Source organism: Brasilonema octagenarum UFV-OR1, from assembly GCF_963888615.1.
In the GTDB taxonomy this organism is placed as follows: Bacteria; Cyanobacteriota; Cyanobacteriia; order Cyanobacteriales; family Nostocaceae; genus Brasilonema; species Brasilonema sennae.
Window position 1 is genome coordinate 1 of the sequence record NZ_CAWPKW010000343.1, and the last position, 16,029, is coordinate 16,029.

The window sequence follows — 16,029 nt, forward strand, 5'->3', positions numbered from 1 at the left end:
CCGAAATCGCGGAGAGGGATGCCCGACAGGGCAGGGTGAGGTAAAACCAACGCGGCATAAACCTTTTAACCTTAAATTCACACCACTGTGTTTCACACTCTGCCGACTGCGCTAAAATCTTTCCCTCTCCGAAATCGCGGAGAGGGATGCCCGACAGGGCAGGGTGAGGTAAAACCAACGCGGCATAAACCTTTTAACCTTAAATTCACACCACTGTGTTTCACACTCTGCCGACTGCGCTAAAATCTTTCCCTCTCCGAAATCGCGGAGAGGGATGCCCGACAGGGCAGGGTGAGGTAAAACCAACGCGGTATAAACCTTTGAACTTAAATTCACACCAATGTGTTTCACTCATAATGACAGAAAAACACTTCTCAAACATCCACCAAGAGAATAGCAAGTCATTAAACCGAAGCTAATATGATGCTCAAAAAAATTGCCAAACCTCAAATCATCATGACTTCTTTTTTTGCCGTGGCATTTTTAGGAACCTTACCAGCCATAGCAGAATTGGGAACCGTTTGGACTGATTTTCAATTGTACACAACTGATTTTACAAATTATATTACAAACAATATTTCCGAGACTTTAAACCCTGTAGAACTTCAGACACAATCAGCAATCACAAGTTCATCAGGTGATCTCAATCTTCCTAACCCTAATTATGCTAGTCAGTATACTCGCGACCAGATTACTCAGTACTCTATTTCGGATAAATTTGAGAATAATCCAGCAGTATATGGTAAAGAAGTGAGTAGTGAAATTAATCGATATATTACCCGTGGTGCAGTTGAAGGTGTTTTTGGGAGAGATGGACAAACTCGGTTAAAAGGTAAGTTACAGGATACTGAGAAAGCTATTCAGCAGAGCAATAGAGCTGCTAATACAGCTCGGAATCAGTACCAACAACTACCACCGGATATGCCTTCTTCCGGTCTGGAGGGTATGGCTGCTCTAACAGCAGCGGTACCACAGCTAGTTCCGATCATGAGGAGTATAGCAGAATCAGAATTTCAAAATATCAATATTCAAAGAGAACAAACCAAGATAACAGGTGAAACCCTAGGAAACACAATCCAACTGCGTAATGACATCCAATATTCCAACTTGAATTTAGCAGATATCTCCCAGCAAATGAATGAGGCGAATCGTGCCAGAAGGGTGGGTACATCAGCAGAAGTCGCACGACTTTTACGAGTCACTTCTCAAACAGATTTATTTAGAAAAAGCGCTAATCCTCTTCCTTTACAAACTAATCTTGGTTCAGAAAGTAATCCTCCTGCTTCAGAAACTAATCCTTCTCCTACAGAAACTAATCCTCCTTCCTCAGAGAATATCCCTTCCCCCTTGACAACACCATAGAATAAATCAAGCTCAAGTGATGGTGAAAAAATGTGGCTTTCTCATCTCTATCTTTTTTCTCAACTAGACACCAGTAATGTTTTAACAAATGGTGTCGTGACTGCACAAACTATTGCTGAGGGTTGGGATAAACAATGGATTGATTTATTACAAAATAACACGAATAATAACTTATACGGTGCACTCACCAATTTAGGTATTTTCTTTGCCGTAGGAACTTTGCTTTTCTTCATGGCGCAATGGATTAGAGATGTCCTGAATAATGAATATTCTCGTCCTCTATCGGCTTTGATTTGGCCTTTTATAGTAGTCATCTTACTCGCTAATCCGGGCAATGGCACTGCACTGTCTAATTTGACACTGGGATTAAGAGATTTTCTCAACACAATCAATCAGCAAGTTGTAGAAGCAGCTGATGTCAATCAAACTTATCAGCAAGCACTGAATATGACTGTTGCTGAAGAAGTTGTTGGTGGTTTATTGCGTCCTTGTCAGTCTCTGACAGGTCAACAACAAATTAATTGTTTGATTAAAGCAAAGGAAAAAATAGATGTCCTCTTGCAACAGTACAGAAATACATACGGTCTCCAACCTTGGATAGACAGACTTGATCTGAAAGTTAGTCAGATAGTGGTCACCCCTGGTAATGTAGCAGAATTCAGTTTTAACTCTCTGTTGGGTTCCACAACTCAAACAATTATCAAAAATCTTTTAGTTTCCTTACAGTCTGCTTTTCAAAACTTAATAGAAGTGGCAATGTTACTGATAGCAGCTTTAGGACCTGTAGCAGTAGGAGGGTCTTTGTTACCAGTCGCTGGTAAACCAATTTTTGCATGGCTTACGGGATTACTGTCTATGGGTATTGCCAAGATTTCTTTTAATATTGTTGCTGTCATATCAGCCGCAGTGATTGTGAATGGTCCTGCGCAAAATCTCAATGCTGATCCAGACTTAATGTGGTTTTTGATTCTGTTAGGAGTTCTCGCACCGATTATGTCTTTAGCTTTGGCTGCTGCTGGAGGATTTGCCGTTTTCAACGGCATCAGCAATACTGCTGTATGGGTACAGGAAAAAGTTTAGAAAAGTTCGGTTCGGATAAGATCCCCCCGCTTGCGGCGACCCCCTTAAAAAGGGGATAAATAGGTAAAAGAGCCCCCCTTTGTAAGGGGGGTTGGGGGGATCTCCCTTCAGATAAACAAGCTAATCGAACCGTATTGGGACTTGAATTATGAGCCGGGAAATTCATTTCCGGGTGGGCTATGGGGCTAGAAGAATGAAATAACCACTAGGTAACTAGCATTATGACCAAGTTATTACAAGAAAAGAAGTCCTCTGTCAATCTTTTAACGCTATTTGCTATTTTTACCTTCAGTCTACATTTATTGGCAGCAATTTTCTTATTATTTGAAGGTTTACGTATCTACGGTCTCATTCATAAAAAACCTCTGACGTTTGTCCAACTTGTTGATGGTAAAGTAGTTTCTCAAACTGACACTCTCGAACGAGAACCGGAAGTCATTCGCCAATTTGTTGCTAAAACAATGGCGGCTACGTTCAACTGGTCTGGAACACTTCCACCAGCAACTGTTGAAGAAGCAACTAACCCTAAAACTGATGCTGGAATACCTGTTAAGACTTTACAAGGTTTGACAAAAAAAGTTTCGACCAGTAGTTGGGTAGCGAGTTTTGCACTTTCCGAAGATTTTCGTGGAGGTTTTTTGGCACAAATTGCGGATATGACACCGCTAGAAATTTTTTCTCAAAACAATAAGCAAGCTTTAACAGGACAGTTAGTTATCCAACGGGTTTATCCTCCTGAAAAAATCGCGCCAGGTCAATGGCGAGTTGGTATGGTTGCTAATATTGTGCAGGTGAGACGTACTGACAATAAAAAGTTATTAACTCCTTTTAATAAGGATTTTTTAGTAAGAACTGTAGATTCTTATGGACATCCTCTATCAAACGGTCTGACTCCATTGCAGAAAGCTGTCTATAGTGTCCGCGCCCAAAAGTTAGAAATTTACGAAGTCAGTGATTTCTGTCTAACAAATGGTTATGATTCTTCGTCAAAAAGTCAGTCTCAACGCTGTGGAGATGTTCTTAATTCTGGTAGCTTTACACGATAGGTAGAACAAGAGAATGCTATTTAATCAAACAAATAAGAAAAATAATTTTCTGCCTGTGTTCGTTGTCGCAACATTTGGGTTGAATGTGTTAACTATATTGTTGCTGATGTTTCACCAGTCTATGCTCAAAAGGCTGAGTGGTCAATTACCACAAAGTTTAGTGCAACTTGTTGATGGTCGTGCCATAACAATAGGTTCCCAAGACAATTTAGAACGCAATCCAGAAACGATTCGGCGTTTTGTTGGTGAAACAATGACCATGATGTTTACTTGGTCAGACAAACAACCACCGCAAATAGTTTGGCAAGCAACTTCCGAACTTTTATCTGGTGATATGAGGCGAAAATTTGAAGTGGAAACGACACAAGGAATTCCTAAAGGTGTTTTAGCCAATCCTGGTGGAAATGCAGAAAGCTTATTATTGATTCGCAGAATTTCTCAACCCGAAAAAATAGCAGATGGTCAATGGCAATTAGAAATCGTTGCGAATCGCTTGATTTTCGCGGGTTATAATAGCAAAGACGGGGAGGCAATTCCTTTTAATAAGAAAATATTGATTCGGGCGTTAGATACACAAGCCATTTCTATCCCGAATGTAGAAAATCCTTTATACTCAGCAATATACCGTCTTAATGAAGCGAGGTTAGAAATTGCGAATATTTGTGACATTCAACAAAAAAAATGCCCCTAGCGAAAGGAAAGACACCAATGAACAACTTACCGAACTCTCATAATTCTAATAATTCTAACAATAACAATCATAAAAATCATAACGGTCATAATAATCATAACAACCATAATAATTCACAGCCTGAATCTAACAATCATCCTTCGCATGAAGTACAACCATCAGATTGGCATCAACGGATGGCTAATTTAGTTGGTTTAGAAGAACAGTTTCCTCCATCTCATCCAGAAAGCAGTCCTTCAGAGACTCCAAGTACTAATCCTGACGAACCACCACCTTCTCATCCATCGTCACAGAAAACAAAACAAGCATTGTCATCTAACCCTTTTGCCAAGGTAGGTGTGGTGGGTGCTGCTACCCTAAGTGTGGCTTTGGTAGCAGGTGCGTTTCTCACTCAACTTATGAGTGGAACAAACAAACAAACGCCGAAGAATTTTCCACAAATAACTCGTCAAGAGAATGAATCGAACAAAATAGAGCAATTAAAACCGCAACAAGAAATTGAGATCTTAAAAACAAAACTAGCATTAGCTGAACAAGCAAAAGCTGTAAAATTAGCACAGCTTCAGTTAAAAACTGTAAGACCTACTCAAACTCAGCCAAAACCAACTCCAGCACAACCAAGAATTAGACCACAAACTGTCACGCGCGTGGTGATCCAAAGAGTACCGACACCAGCGCAGACTGTTTACGTACCTCGTGTTGTCGAACGAATTGTCAAAGTTCCTCAACGTGTTGTAGCGCAGCAGCCAAAACCAACTTATACTCAACCTCCTCAACCTACTCAGCCTACTGTGCGTCCTCAGCCTCCTCAACCAACAGCCAAACCTTCAATATCTCCATCCTTTGAGTTATCAACTCCAGGATTAAAGCCATCGGATTTAGCACAAATTCCCTTCTCTTTATCAATACCCACTCCCACCCCAACAGCCACTCCCACTCCAACACCAAACCTACCAAGAGTAGCAAATTCCCCTCCATCTACTTTGGGTTCTGAATTAAATTCCAGGGGTAGAGATAATGTACAAACTTTACCAGTTCCAAATAGGACAAATACAACAGCGAATTCTCAACAGACACCAGAAACAACAAACCAGACTACTCAGTATACTGGTAAATCTATTGCAGTGGGTACTAGTGCCAAAGCTGTGTTAGCAACGGCTATATTTGGGGAAGCAAATAGAATAGGAAGTAATAGTAATTATAGTAGTAATAGTAATAACAATAATAATAAAAATGATAGTCAATTTGTCGTGCGTCTGCAGCAACCATTGAAGTCTATAGATGGGGCGATCGCACTACCTGCAAATACTGAATTATTAGCTCAACTTGATCAAGTTTCTGAAACCGGAATGTTTAACCTAACAGTCGTTTCAGTTATTTCTCAAAATAAAAGTAATCTCACAGAAACTCGCCTAAGTCAAAGTGCAATGAAAGTTCGTGCACCTGGCGGAAGACCTTTACTTGCCAAGAAATATCCTGATAAATCTGGAAAGATCTCAGGTATGGATACATTTATATTTGCCTTGGGGGGTGCTGGGAAAATAGGAGAAGTACTTAACCGTCCTGAGACAAGAATTAATCCAAACTGTGGTTCTACTATCTACACTAATCGAAATGGTGACCCAGTATCCTTCCCACAAAGCTGTAGCGAAACTAAACAAGAAAGAAACATCCCTGCTGCAGTTTTAGAAGGCGGTATGAATGCCCTGGTACCCCAACTGAACCAGCGCAACCAACAAGCAATCAACGAGATGATTCAAAAAAGTAACGTTTGGTATTTGCCAGCGGGTACACAGGTTGAAGTCGTTGCTAATCAAATAACGCGGTTTTAGTTCCTCTCAATTGACTTAGGTACTTAAGTATACGATTTTTGATGTTTCTCAAAGCCTTATTGTATAACCGTTCTAAAATGTGCAAGTTAACAGTTAGCCCATTTTGACCGCCTCGGAATTAATTCCGAGGCTCGCCCAAGTCTACTAAAGTAGACTTCAAAGCTTATGCAGTCGTCTTTAGACGACTTTTGCTATGAGACTGGGATTTCAATCCCAGGCGGACGAGAATGCAAGGTGTGAGAATTGTGCAAGATCTCAGGTAACCGCAGCGTCAAACGCCACTCGCCTCAAGCCGGGGAACCCCTCCCCGGCGGTGGCTCCCCAACCTACTAGCTTCCATAATTTGCTTTGACAGAAGTGTCTGTTTATGGTAAAAAATAAACTTTATATTAGTCGTCGGTAGTCATAGTCTGGTCATCCTGATAATATGGCACAGTTGGCTTTTGAACCGTGGAAAGCTGAGAGATCAAGAAACTATAATTTAGAATTATTTTTTTTTAGGAAATTGAGAATTATCTTCACTAGAAGCTTCTGGTAGTAGTTGTTGACGTCCGTTACGGATGATTCGCAACATATCCTGAAGATTCTGCTCAATATTTTCTAGTACACCGTCAGCGTAGTCATCAGCACCTTGTTCAACTGCTTCTGCTTCTGCAACAGCTTGATGCCGCATTTCCTCTATTTCTTGCTGACAGGCGCGTCGTTTGCGGTCAATTTCTTCAAGAGTGTCTTGCATCATCTGCTCACATTCTTGTTGAACTTGTCGCCGCAGTTCAGCGGCTTCCCGTTCTGCTTGTATGATAATGTCGCTTTCATCCAAGATTTGCGATCGCTTGGCTTGCGCTGCATCAACAATTTGTTGTCCATATTCTTCTGCTTCCAGGAGAATATCTTCCTTTTGTTGGATAATTGTTGCTGCTTCCTGAAAAACTTCAGGTAAAGAAAGCCGTATTTCATCAAGCTGATCAAGCAGCTTGTCTTCATCTACTATCGTGCGTCGCGTCAGTGGAATGTTGAAACCAGCAAGAATCATCTCCTCCAAGCGGTTGAGTTCCATCTGTATATCTACACTTGTTGTTCGTGTAGCATCTGGATTATCCGATATTCCAGCAGGATACTCTTGCGGAGGAGGAGTGCTTCCGTTTTGATTTAGTTCGATACGGGATGGTTTTGGGCGTAGCATTGGTAAATATCTAAAGCAACGTGCGGGGGGACAAGATGATCAACAGAGCCACCAAACTTAGCAATCTCTTTCACCACACTACTACTTAAAAAACTATATTCATTTGACGTTGCTAAGAAAACGGTTTCTATATCATGAGAAAGGGTTTTATTTGTGTGAGCCATCTGAAGTTCTACCTCAAAGTCAGAAATTGCTCGTAAACCGCGCAATAGCACTTGTGCACCATGCATTTGGGCATACTTTACAGTCAAACCAGCAAAAGCGTCTACCTCCACATTCGTGAGATGTTTTGTACACAGACGAATCTGTTCTAGCCGTCTTTCCACTGTAAACAGCGGAGTTTTGTTTGGATTCCGCAATACCGCGACAATCACTTGAGCAAACAAACGACTGCCGCGTTGGATAATGTCAAGATGTCCTAAGGTAACAGGATCGAAACTTCCTGGATAAATGGCAATCATGATCACAGATGCCTCACAGTTGTTTAGGTGATTATATCTAACCAATCGTGATTTGTAACAAAGTACAAGTTCTCAGTTAGAAATTCAATATGTTAATCTTTTTTAGCTTTAGCACACTTACTGCCATAGTTTTATTTATCTACTTTCAAAATAAAATTCTGGATAAATACACTACCTCTACTGCCTTTTCTACTCACAGCGATCTAAAATCAATAGTTTGGCTTTTGCAACAATTTTTGACTGTCGTTCCCGTGTTCCCTGTTAAGAGTGTTTCTTTCATCCGTAACCGGTTGCAATCGCTGCCCGTAGGGCGCTGTTAACAAGCACAACTTAAATCTACATTACCTTTTTTTAGTCTTCTAGGTACTTTTACATGGCACTGGATATTTCCACCTTGCCCTTGGCATTTCAATTTTCTTCTCCAGGACCAATTCTGGTGAAAATAGGACCATTAACAATCCGTTGGTATGGCTTATTGATTGCGACAGCAGTATTGATTGGCGTTTGGCTTTCCCAAAAACTGGCTAAGCACCGTAACGTTAATCCAGATTTAATTAGCGATTTATCAATTTGGCTGGTGATTGGGGCAATTCCAGCAGCACGGATATATTACGTTTTGTTTCAATGGTCAGAATATGCCCAGCACCCAGAACGGATTATTGCTATTTGGCAGGGAGGCATAGCAATTCATGGAGCAATTATCGGTGGTGTTACCGCAGCATTAATATTCGCCAGATTAAAACAGATTTCTTTCTGGCAATTGGCTGACTTGGTGTCTCCTTCGCTGATTTTAGGTCAAGCAATAGGACGTTGGGGCAATTTCTTCAACTCTGAGGCATTTGGCAGTCCGACAAATGTACCTTGGAAGCTACATATTCCACCAGAACACCGTCCCCCAGAACTGGCTAATTTTGAGTTTTTCCATCCCACTTTTCTTTATGAATCTTTGTGGGATCTTATGGTCTTCGCCTTGCTGATCACTTTATTTTTTAGAAGTTTGTCAGGTAAACCAGCTTTGAAAACAGGTACGCTGTCTCTAGTTTACTTGGCAGCTTACAGCTTAGGACGCCTGTGGATAGAAGGTCTGCGGACGGATAGTTTGATGCTTGGGCCTTTACGAATAGCACAAGTTGTGAGTTTATTGGGAATAATCTTCGGTTTAGCTGGGTTAGCTTGGCTTTACATTGCCAAACGTCCTTTACCAGATGTCATTTCTAGCCCTCAAGAAGATAGACAGAGGCGGTAAAGGAATGGGGAAGCCACTCTTCCCCACGTTTTTCGTCCGGTATTGGTGGCTTCGGGGCGGTATCACCGCCTCAAAGAACTCATTCAACTTCTAAGATTATTCCTCTAACTTGTCTACCATCTCGCACAGTTCTTGTTTTGCATCTTTGGCAAACTGAACGCTGCTAATACTGGCAAGAATTCCTGCCCCTGTGGTGAGGCTGGCTTCTGGTACTTTATTTAAATAGAGAAGTCCTACACCAGATAATGTCATCATCGCAGATGCTGCGGTTACGCTTAAAGCAAGGTTGAAGGTGAGACGTGCTTGGCGTAATAATTCTTCAATTATATTTTTTTTCATCTCTTGTGCAGCTTCATTATTGTTGGGTTGTGGTTTTGAAGAAATATTGAAGTTCATGAGTTGTTGCCTTTTGTGGTATGTGTTGTGTGTTGATTGAGTGGTAAGCGCAAGGTTTTTTAAACTTGCATATTCGTATTATGTAGAGGCAACAATTCAAATTCGAGAGCAGATAGGTTGAGTGTAAAGTTATGATTTGCCCTATGTTTTGGGGCAGATGAGGCAAGTGAATAAAACCTAACTGCCCTACACAGGTAAATTAAAGATTAGTTATCTTAGATCTTGTATCTCACTGGTGAGTACGCCTTGAAATAAATTTCAAGGCTCATAGCCAAAGTCCGTTAAAACGGACTGAAATATATATTCAGTGAGCTTTAGCTTACTTGACCTTTGAGCCTAGAAATTCATTTATAGGCGGACGAGAAAGCAGGTGCAATATCTGAGCTATCACATTATTAAATATCTGGATTCATCAATCTCTTTTATCTATGCTGCAATCGGATAAGGTTCAATCTAGCAAAGAAGGCAAAATTCGACTCAGAAATGCTTACAAAGAAGCGGGTTTGACTATAGAGAAGCTTGCAGAAAAAGCAAAAGTTTCTCAGGACACAATTAAACGTTTATTAGGTACAAAAGACTACCGGAATGGAGTTGAAAGAAGGCAAGTTGAAAGTATAGCCAAAGTTTTAGATATTAAACCAACTGATATCGTTGATCCTAAAGATTGGAATCCGCAGCAAATACCGCCAGAATTTGAACGATTAATAAAAGATAAAACAGAGTCATTTAGTGGTAGAAAATTTGTCTTTGATGCTATTGAAGAGTTTTTCAGCAATAACCCCAACGGCTACTTCACTGTTGTGGGTGATGCAGGTATGGGGAAAAGTGCGATCGCCGCCAAGTACGTATTAGATAACCCAGAAGCAATTTGCTTTTTCAATATTCGCGCTGAGGGCATGAATCGCCCGGAATTGTTCCTGAAAAAAATTCGCGAACAATTGATGAATCGTTATCAGTTGCAGGATGCAGCAGATACTGATTTATCAACTTTGCTGATCAAAGCTAGTGAAAGAATTGGTGTTGGTGAACGCCTGATAATTGTTGTTGATGCACTCGACGAAGTTGACCAAGAATCGACCGGAAATCTTTTATATTTACCTACTATTCTTCCAGAAAGGGTTTACTTTCTGCTGACAAGAAGACCGTATAACCAAAATGAGAAAAGGTTGAATGTTTCACCCAGCGTTTCTACTAAGGAATTGGACTTAAGAGACTACGCTAATAGGAGTAGTCAAGATGTGAAAGAATATATTTGGCTATTGCTGAATGATAGAGAATATCAACAGGGATTGAGTCAGTGGATTCAAAAGCAAAATCATCTCTCAACTACTGAGTTTGTGGAAGAACTCGCCACAAAAAGCGAAAATAATTTTATGTATTTGCGCTGTGTATTGCCAGCGATCGCAGAAGGTTTTTACAATAATAAACCTCTGGATGAATTACCTGTAGGTTTACAAGGATATTATGAAAACCACTGGCAACTCATGGGCATGACAACCAAGCCTTTACCAAAAAATAAAATCAAGATTATTTATGTGATGTGTGCTTTACGTAGCGCGGCTTCCCGTGAAGTGGTTGCCAAATATTCTAAGCAGAATGAGTTGACTGTGCAGGAAGTTCTTGATCGCTGGGCGCAGTTTTTGCAGAAACAGGAAAATTATCAACCACCGCGCTACAGGTTTTATCACGAAAGTTTCCGAGATTTTTTGCATCGTCAGGATATTGTGCAAGCGGCGGGGGTGAATTTACCAGATATCAGCGCTGAAGTTGCCGATAATATGACAGAAGGACTTTTTGGCTATGAGTAATCTTCGCGCCTGGTTAGCTGAGAAGTCATCGGAAGAAAGAGAACTTTTCTTGAGTGAAGTTCCACGTTTGTGGTTAGAAGGTGGTCAAGTTAAGAAACTCTGCCGTCTGCTGACTGATTTTGACTTTATAGAAGCAAAAATTAATCATCCTAAATTTGGTGTGCAGGCGCTGATTGAAGATTATGATTTGATTGATGATACAGAATTCTTAACTTACTCAGAATACGATGCCCAAACTGTTAAAGCGCTGAGATTAATTCAAGGGGCGTTGCGACTCTCAGCACATATTTTAAATGAAGATACAAAGCAACTAGGAGGGCAATTGTCAGGGCGTTTGCTGCACTTTGATGCACCAGAAATTCAAGGATTGCTGCAACAAATATCGCAAACCAAAATCACTTGGTTACGTCCCCTGACAGCTAGCTTAACTCCTCCTGGTGGCGCGTTAGTTCGCACCCTCACCGGTCATAGTCACTCGGTTAATGCAGTCGCCGTCACACCAGATTGCAAATACGTGATTTCTGCTTCCAGTGACAAAACACTCAAAGTCTGGGATTTGCAGTCTGGGAAAGAAAAGTTTACCCTTAATGGTCATAGTTACTCGGTGAATGCAGTCACTGTAAGTACTGATAGCAAATACGTGATTTCTGGTTCATTTGACGGTACACTCAAGGTCTGGTATTTGCAGTTTGGGGAAGAAAAGTTTACATTCAAGAATCATGATAACTCGGTGAATGCAGTTACTGTGACTAGAGATGGTAAAAACGTAATTTCTGGTTCACTTGACGGTACACTCAAATTATGGAATTTAGACGGAAAACAGTCATACCTTTTATCCAAAAATAGTGCAATTAAAGCTATTACCTTAACCACGGATGGAAATAGCTTAATTACCTATTCTGAGGACAAAAACCTTAACGTTATCGATCTAACACAATCACAAAAACCTCTTTTTAGGAAAACCTTATTTAGAAGATTTGATGTTGTGTTTTCCTTGATTTTAGTAAAATTATTTGTCTTCTTAAAATTTATAGATGAAACTTTTTTAAGTATTTTTTTATACATGCTATTCCATCATTACTTTACGTTAAGTTTGGTAGGTTTATTTTTATATTTAATAGGAAAAATAATTCTACTTTTCATAGAGAGTAGTGAAGTAATATCTTTAACAGTAACTACAGACGGAAAAAGAATAGTTACTGGTTGTAAAGACAAAAGTATAAAAATTTGGAATATTAAAAATAAAAAACAAATCTTTACTCTTAGAGGTCATAGTGAGTCGGTAACTGCTGTAGCCATCACCTTAAATGGTAAGTACTTGGTTTCTGCCTCGGAGGACAAAACTCTCAAAGTTTGGAATCTAGAAACTGAGAAGGAATGTTTCACTCTTACTGGTCATAGCGCTTCGGTAAATACTCTGGCTGTCACACCTGATGATAAATGGATAATTTCTGGTTCTGATGATAAAACTATCAAAGTTTGGGATTTGGAAAATAGAAAAGAAATTTTCAATTTTAGAGGTCATAATAAATCGATAAGTACTGTAACAGTTACACCATGTGGCAAACAGGTCGTTTCTACATCACTTGACAAAACTCTCCAAGTTTGGAATCTGGAATCTGGAGAAATAATTGCCTCTTTCACAGGAGAAAGTGAAATCAAATGCTGCGCTGTTGCATCTGATGGCGTAACAATCGTAGCAGGTGAAGAATCCGGACGCTTGCATTTCCTCCGCCTAAAAGGCATTGAGGCGAAACCATGAAAACCCCACCTTCCCAAACCCTCATCAATTCCACCTCCTACCCAACCGAGTTTCAACAAATCATTCTCGAAAAAAGCCAAAATTTTATCGGTCGTGAATTTATCTTCACCGCCATCACCGACTTTCTCCACCGTCACAAGCGCGGTTACTTCACCATTGTTGGTGTTCCTGGTAGCGGCAAGAGTGCTATACTTGCCAAGTACGTGACGGAAAATTACCACGTTATTTATTACAATGCCCAAATTGTGGGCAAAAATACGGCTGAAGAATTTCTCAAAACAGTTTGCACCAACCTTGTAGAGAACGCCACATCGCTCAACGCGGGAAACCCGCGCAGGCGAGTGGCTCCATTACACGTAACGTCTCTACAAGATGAAACGTCTCTATACCCAATACCCGACAACGCCACACAGGGAAGTTGGTTTCTCTCACTCCTGCTGCAAAAAATCAGCGATCGCCTAGAACCACCACAACGGCTGATAATCGCTATTGATGCCTTAGACGCGATTGACCCTAACAGCCAACCCCCAGGTACAAATCTGTTTTATCTTCCCAGATATCTGCCGGATAGAGTCTATTTTCTTCTCACTCGCCGTCCCTTCAAAAGAGAAAAATCTGGTTTGCTGATTGAAGCACCTTCACAAATACTTGATTTATCGGAGTATCCAGAAGAAAACCGCGAAGATGTGCAAGCGTATATTCGAGAATACCTAACCTCCCTATCCCACGACGGGGAATGTAGAAACGTTGCATCCAGCGAATGTAGAGACGTTGCATGCAACGTCTCTACAAGTCACAACATCAATGAACAGGAATTTGGCACAGACGCGCACCTGCTTGACGTTATGCATCGCCTCACCACGGCAAGCGAAAATAATTTTATGTACCTGCACCATACTTTGAATGCGATCGCTGAGGATTTTGACTCCCAACCCTACCAATTTGATTGCATTCCCCCAGGTTTAGAGGCATATTACCAGCAGCATTGGCAGAAAATGAAAAGTGAGGGTTTATCTGATTTGGTTTTGAAAGTGCTGAGTGTCCTCACTTGTGCGGAAACTGGAGAAATTTCAGCAAAAGGGATTAGTCAGGCAATAGCCGAAGATGAATATGATGTAGAAGAAATTCTTGAAAATTGGCTTGAGTTCCTACAGCAGCACCGCATCGGTAAAGAAACCCGTTACAGCTTCTACCATTCTCACTTCCGGCTTTGGTTGGCAAAGCAAATTAGTAAGACAAATGGAGAATGCTGAGCTAATTTTCCCCGTCTCAAACAATAAACTTTCTGTCCTATCATGCGCCTGTAGTACTTTGCAATTCTTTTTGAGAATAAACTTCCTGCACTCGTTCCAATTCCAAGTCAGTCAGATCATCTACCGTCCAGTTGCAGCAACGCTGAAGCATATGGAAAGGGTAAGTATTCGCCACACCAACCACTTGCATACCTGCTCGTTTTGCAGCTTGGATACCCGCAAAAGTATCTTCTATCGCTAAACACTCTTGTGGTTGAAGATTCAAATCAGGATATTCCTGGTTCAGGCGTTCCACAGCCAACAAATAACCATCAGGTTCTGGTTTAGTGGTGGTAACGTCATCACCTACGACAATAACTTTGAAATATTGAGCTAGTTTAGCACGCTCAAGTACCAGTTCTATTTCTTTGCGGATAGCACCACTGACTATCCCGAGTTTGAGATTGCGAGAAGACACTTGAGATATGAAGTCATTTAAACCAGGATACAAAGGCAGCTCTTCTATTTTTTCCAGTTCCAAAGCATACCCTTTTGCTTTAGAATTGAACAACTTAGTTAATTCAGTATCACTTAGCACACGACCACGATTAGCAAGCAAATCTTTTAAACAACTGCGATCGTTACGTCCTAAGCAAACTTTCCGATACTCACGTGGCTTAAGAATGAGGTTCTCCTCAAGTAGAATTTGCTCTGTCAGTTGCTCGTGGATTGACTCATCATTAATGATGACACCATTAAAATCAAATAAAACTGCCTTTAAACTCATGGCATTGTATCAAAAGCTGGAGATGGAAAACCCTGTAAATCTTCATTATCCACTGTGTCGTCTCTTTGTACAGAAGTGTAACGTCGTACATCTGTTCGTACAGTACCATCTTCAGATAAAATTGGTTTCACTCCACTTGTAACTTGATTTATCCACCATACATCCTGGGTTTGCACTGCTTGAAATCCTGCTTCCCCCATCCACGCATCCACACTCCCAGCAGCATATTCACGAATATACGGCTCTTCAAACACATTATTCAACCAATCTAATTGACGCAAAGTGTTTTGATTTCCATCCAAAATCAGCACTTGTCCACCAGTTACCAGCAAGCGGAAACACTCTTGTAAAATTGCCACAGCTACTGTTGTTGGCGTTTCGTGGAATAACAAAGAAGCTGTAACCAAGTCGAAAGAAGCATCAGGGAAACCCGTCTTCTGTGCGTCCCCATGTCGCCAGTTAATGTCTAAACCAGTCTTTTCAGCTTTGTGAGAAGCACGCACCAACATATAAGGCGATAAGTCCAAGCCGATGACTTCTGCCTGAGGGAAAGCCTGCTTTAACATCAAAGTTGTGGAACCTGTTCCACAGCCCAAGTCAAGAATACGTCGCGGCTGTACTTTGATCGAATCGATTATTGCCTGACGCACTATAGTTTCAGTAGGCGGGAGAACATATTGGGTAATAGGATCGTAGCTCACCGCCGCACCTGGCTTGAGATATCCATCCTTAATTCCATGAAAATTTTGGCTGCTGTAGTATGGCGGAACTGTGACATCAGCGCGTCGAAAGCGGCTGCTTTCTTTTTCCCAATCAACGCTCTCAAAGTAACGCCGTAACCCTTCCTCATCAATAAGCAAACGTACTACAGGGGATAGAAAACGTTCCCAAATTGTATCTTGACGAACTGTCATAAGATTGTGTTTAAGCTGTCGGTTTTTTTAATTTATTGTCATTTTATTTACAAATTTTAATATATTTTTTACAAGAAGTACTCGTTATCTAGTTAATACATAATGTATTATATAAATAATACAAAGCCAGCTACTTGCTGGGAGTGGCACTTAGGTAATGCCCATCGTTATCTGGTTGTGGTGGGCATTATCCATTTAACTAACACATGTCTATTTATAAGTAGGAAAT

At 40.8% G+C, this 16,029-nt stretch carries 14 protein-coding genes; 9 read left to right on the forward strand and 5 right to left on the reverse strand.

The annotated features are described in order from the left end of the window. The first annotated feature begins 420 nt into the window (after positions 1-420). From AC5590_RS30955 to AC5590_RS30975, 5 genes are all read left to right on the forward strand, one after another. The gene (locus tag AC5590_RS30955) at positions 421-1,362 is read left to right on the forward strand and encodes a hypothetical protein (RefSeq protein WP_211178623.1); all 942 of its coding nucleotides are present in this window, start codon (positions 421-423) and stop codon (positions 1,360-1,362) included. A gap of 30 nt (positions 1,363-1,392) precedes the next feature. Next, entirely contained in the window at positions 1,393-2,442 is a 1,050-nt protein-coding gene (locus AC5590_RS30960; protein WP_169267096.1) for a hypothetical protein, read from the forward strand. A 221-nt stretch (positions 2,443-2,663) separates the two neighbouring features. Further along, on the forward strand, positions 2,664-3,488 hold the full coding sequence (locus tag AC5590_RS30965) for a hypothetical protein (RefSeq protein WP_169267097.1): 825 nt from the start codon (positions 2,664-2,666) through the stop codon (positions 3,486-3,488). Positions 3,489-3,501: 13 nt separating this feature from the next. Then, positions 3,502-4,179, forward strand: a complete 678-nt coding sequence (locus AC5590_RS30970) for a hypothetical protein (RefSeq protein WP_169267098.1) — start codon at positions 3,502-3,504, stop codon at positions 4,177-4,179. Positions 4,180-4,196: 17 nt separating this feature from the next. Beyond that, on the forward strand, positions 4,197-6,011 hold the full coding sequence (locus AC5590_RS30975; protein WP_169267099.1) for a TrbI/VirB10 family protein: 1,815 nt from the start codon (positions 4,197-4,199) through the stop codon (positions 6,009-6,011). Between the two features lie 487 nt (positions 6,012-6,498). Here the strand turns inward: AC5590_RS30975 and AC5590_RS30980 are convergent, their stop codons facing one another. Both AC5590_RS30980 and coaD read right to left on the reverse strand, forming a co-directional pair. Then, entirely contained in the window at positions 6,499-7,194 is a 696-nt protein-coding gene (locus tag AC5590_RS30980; protein WP_169267100.1) for a DivIVA domain-containing protein, read from the reverse strand. Next, the gene (gene coaD / locus AC5590_RS30985) at positions 7,161-7,655 is read right to left on the reverse strand and encodes a pantetheine-phosphate adenylyltransferase (protein ID WP_169267101.1); all 495 of its coding nucleotides are present in this window, start codon (positions 7,653-7,655) and stop codon (positions 7,161-7,163) included. Before coaD ends, AC5590_RS30980 begins: the two co-directional genes overlap by 34 nt. 373 nt (positions 7,656-8,028) lie before the next feature. On the opposite strand from coaD, the gene lgt reads away from it, so the two are divergent. Next, positions 8,029-8,901, forward strand: a complete 873-nt coding sequence (lgt, locus tag AC5590_RS30990) for a prolipoprotein diacylglyceryl transferase (protein ID WP_169267102.1) — start codon at positions 8,029-8,031, stop codon at positions 8,899-8,901. 96 nt (positions 8,902-8,997) lie between these two features. Here the strand turns inward: lgt and AC5590_RS30995 are convergent, their stop codons facing one another. Then, positions 8,998-9,297, reverse strand: coding sequence for a TRADD-N-associated membrane domain-containing protein (locus AC5590_RS30995; protein ID WP_169267103.1), 300 nt, complete (start codon positions 9,295-9,297; stop codon positions 8,998-9,000). A gap of 428 nt (positions 9,298-9,725) precedes the next feature. Here AC5590_RS30995 and AC5590_RS31000 point away from each other — a divergent pair, with 428 nt between their 5' ends. From AC5590_RS31000 to AC5590_RS31010, 3 genes are read left to right on the forward strand one after another with little or no spacing between them, the layout of a single operon-like run. Beyond that, positions 9,726-11,105, forward strand: coding sequence for an XRE family transcriptional regulator (locus AC5590_RS31000; protein WP_169267104.1), 1,380 nt, complete (start codon positions 9,726-9,728; stop codon positions 11,103-11,105). Next, on the forward strand, positions 11,098-12,867 hold the full coding sequence (locus tag AC5590_RS31005) for a beta-propeller domain-containing protein (RefSeq protein WP_169267105.1): 1,770 nt from the start codon (positions 11,098-11,100) through the stop codon (positions 12,865-12,867). Before AC5590_RS31000 ends, AC5590_RS31005 begins: the two co-directional genes overlap by 8 nt. Further along, positions 12,864-14,120: an ATP-binding protein gene (locus AC5590_RS31010; RefSeq protein WP_169267106.1), complete on the forward strand. Its 1,257-nt coding sequence runs from the start codon at positions 12,864-12,866 to the stop codon at positions 14,118-14,120. Before AC5590_RS31005 ends, AC5590_RS31010 begins: the two co-directional genes overlap by 4 nt. Before the next feature lie 40 nt (positions 14,121-14,160). On the opposite strand, the gene AC5590_RS31015 is transcribed toward AC5590_RS31010, so the two are convergent. Together AC5590_RS31015 and AC5590_RS31020 are read right to left on the reverse strand one after the other, a co-directional pair. Next, on the reverse strand, positions 14,161-14,886 hold the full coding sequence (locus AC5590_RS31015) for an HAD family hydrolase (protein WP_169267107.1): 726 nt from the start codon (positions 14,884-14,886) through the stop codon (positions 14,161-14,163). Then, positions 14,883-15,800 (reverse strand): class I SAM-dependent methyltransferase, encoded by a 918-nt coding sequence (locus AC5590_RS31020; RefSeq protein ID WP_169267108.1) that lies wholly within the window; start codon positions 15,798-15,800, stop codon positions 14,883-14,885. Before AC5590_RS31020 ends, AC5590_RS31015 begins: the two co-directional genes overlap by 4 nt. Between the last annotated feature and the right edge of the window lie 229 nt (positions 15,801-16,029).

Bases quoted from the DNA above. Each gene is read 5' to 3' on its own strand.
- lgt (WP_169267102.1), top strand. From the start codon at position 8,029: ATGGCACTGGATATTTCCACCTTGCCCTTGGCATTTCAATTTTCTTCT.
- AC5590_RS30970 (WP_169267098.1), top strand. From the start codon at position 3,502: ATGCTATTTAATCAAACAAATAAGAAAAATAATTTTCTGCCTGTGTTC.
- AC5590_RS31000 (WP_169267104.1), top strand. From the start codon at position 9,726: ATGCTGCAATCGGATAAGGTTCAATCTAGCAAAGAAGGCAAAATTCGA.
- AC5590_RS30955 (WP_211178623.1), top strand. From the start codon at position 421: ATGATGCTCAAAAAAATTGCCAAACCTCAAATCATCATGACTTCTTTT.
- AC5590_RS31005 (WP_169267105.1), top strand. From the start codon at position 11,098: ATGAGTAATCTTCGCGCCTGGTTAGCTGAGAAGTCATCGGAAGAAAGA.
- AC5590_RS30980 (WP_169267100.1), bottom strand. From the start codon at position 7,194: ATGCTACGCCCAAAACCATCCCGTATCGAACTAAATCAAAACGGAAGC.
- coaD (WP_169267101.1), bottom strand. From the start codon at position 7,655: ATGATTGCCATTTATCCAGGAAGTTTCGATCCTGTTACCTTAGGACAT.
- AC5590_RS30975 (WP_169267099.1), top strand. From the start codon at position 4,197: ATGAACAACTTACCGAACTCTCATAATTCTAATAATTCTAACAATAAC.
- AC5590_RS31010 (WP_169267106.1), top strand. From the start codon at position 12,864: ATGAAAACCCCACCTTCCCAAACCCTCATCAATTCCACCTCCTACCCA.
- AC5590_RS30965 (WP_169267097.1), top strand. From the start codon at position 2,664: ATGACCAAGTTATTACAAGAAAAGAAGTCCTCTGTCAATCTTTTAACG.
- AC5590_RS30960 (WP_169267096.1), top strand. From the start codon at position 1,393: ATGTGGCTTTCTCATCTCTATCTTTTTTCTCAACTAGACACCAGTAAT.
- AC5590_RS31015 (WP_169267107.1), bottom strand. From the start codon at position 14,886: ATGAGTTTAAAGGCAGTTTTATTTGATTTTAATGGTGTCATCATTAAT.
- AC5590_RS31020 (WP_169267108.1), bottom strand. From the start codon at position 15,800: ATGACAGTTCGTCAAGATACAATTTGGGAACGTTTTCTATCCCCTGTA.
- AC5590_RS30995 (WP_169267103.1), bottom strand. From the start codon at position 9,297: ATGAACTTCAATATTTCTTCAAAACCACAACCCAACAATAATGAAGCT.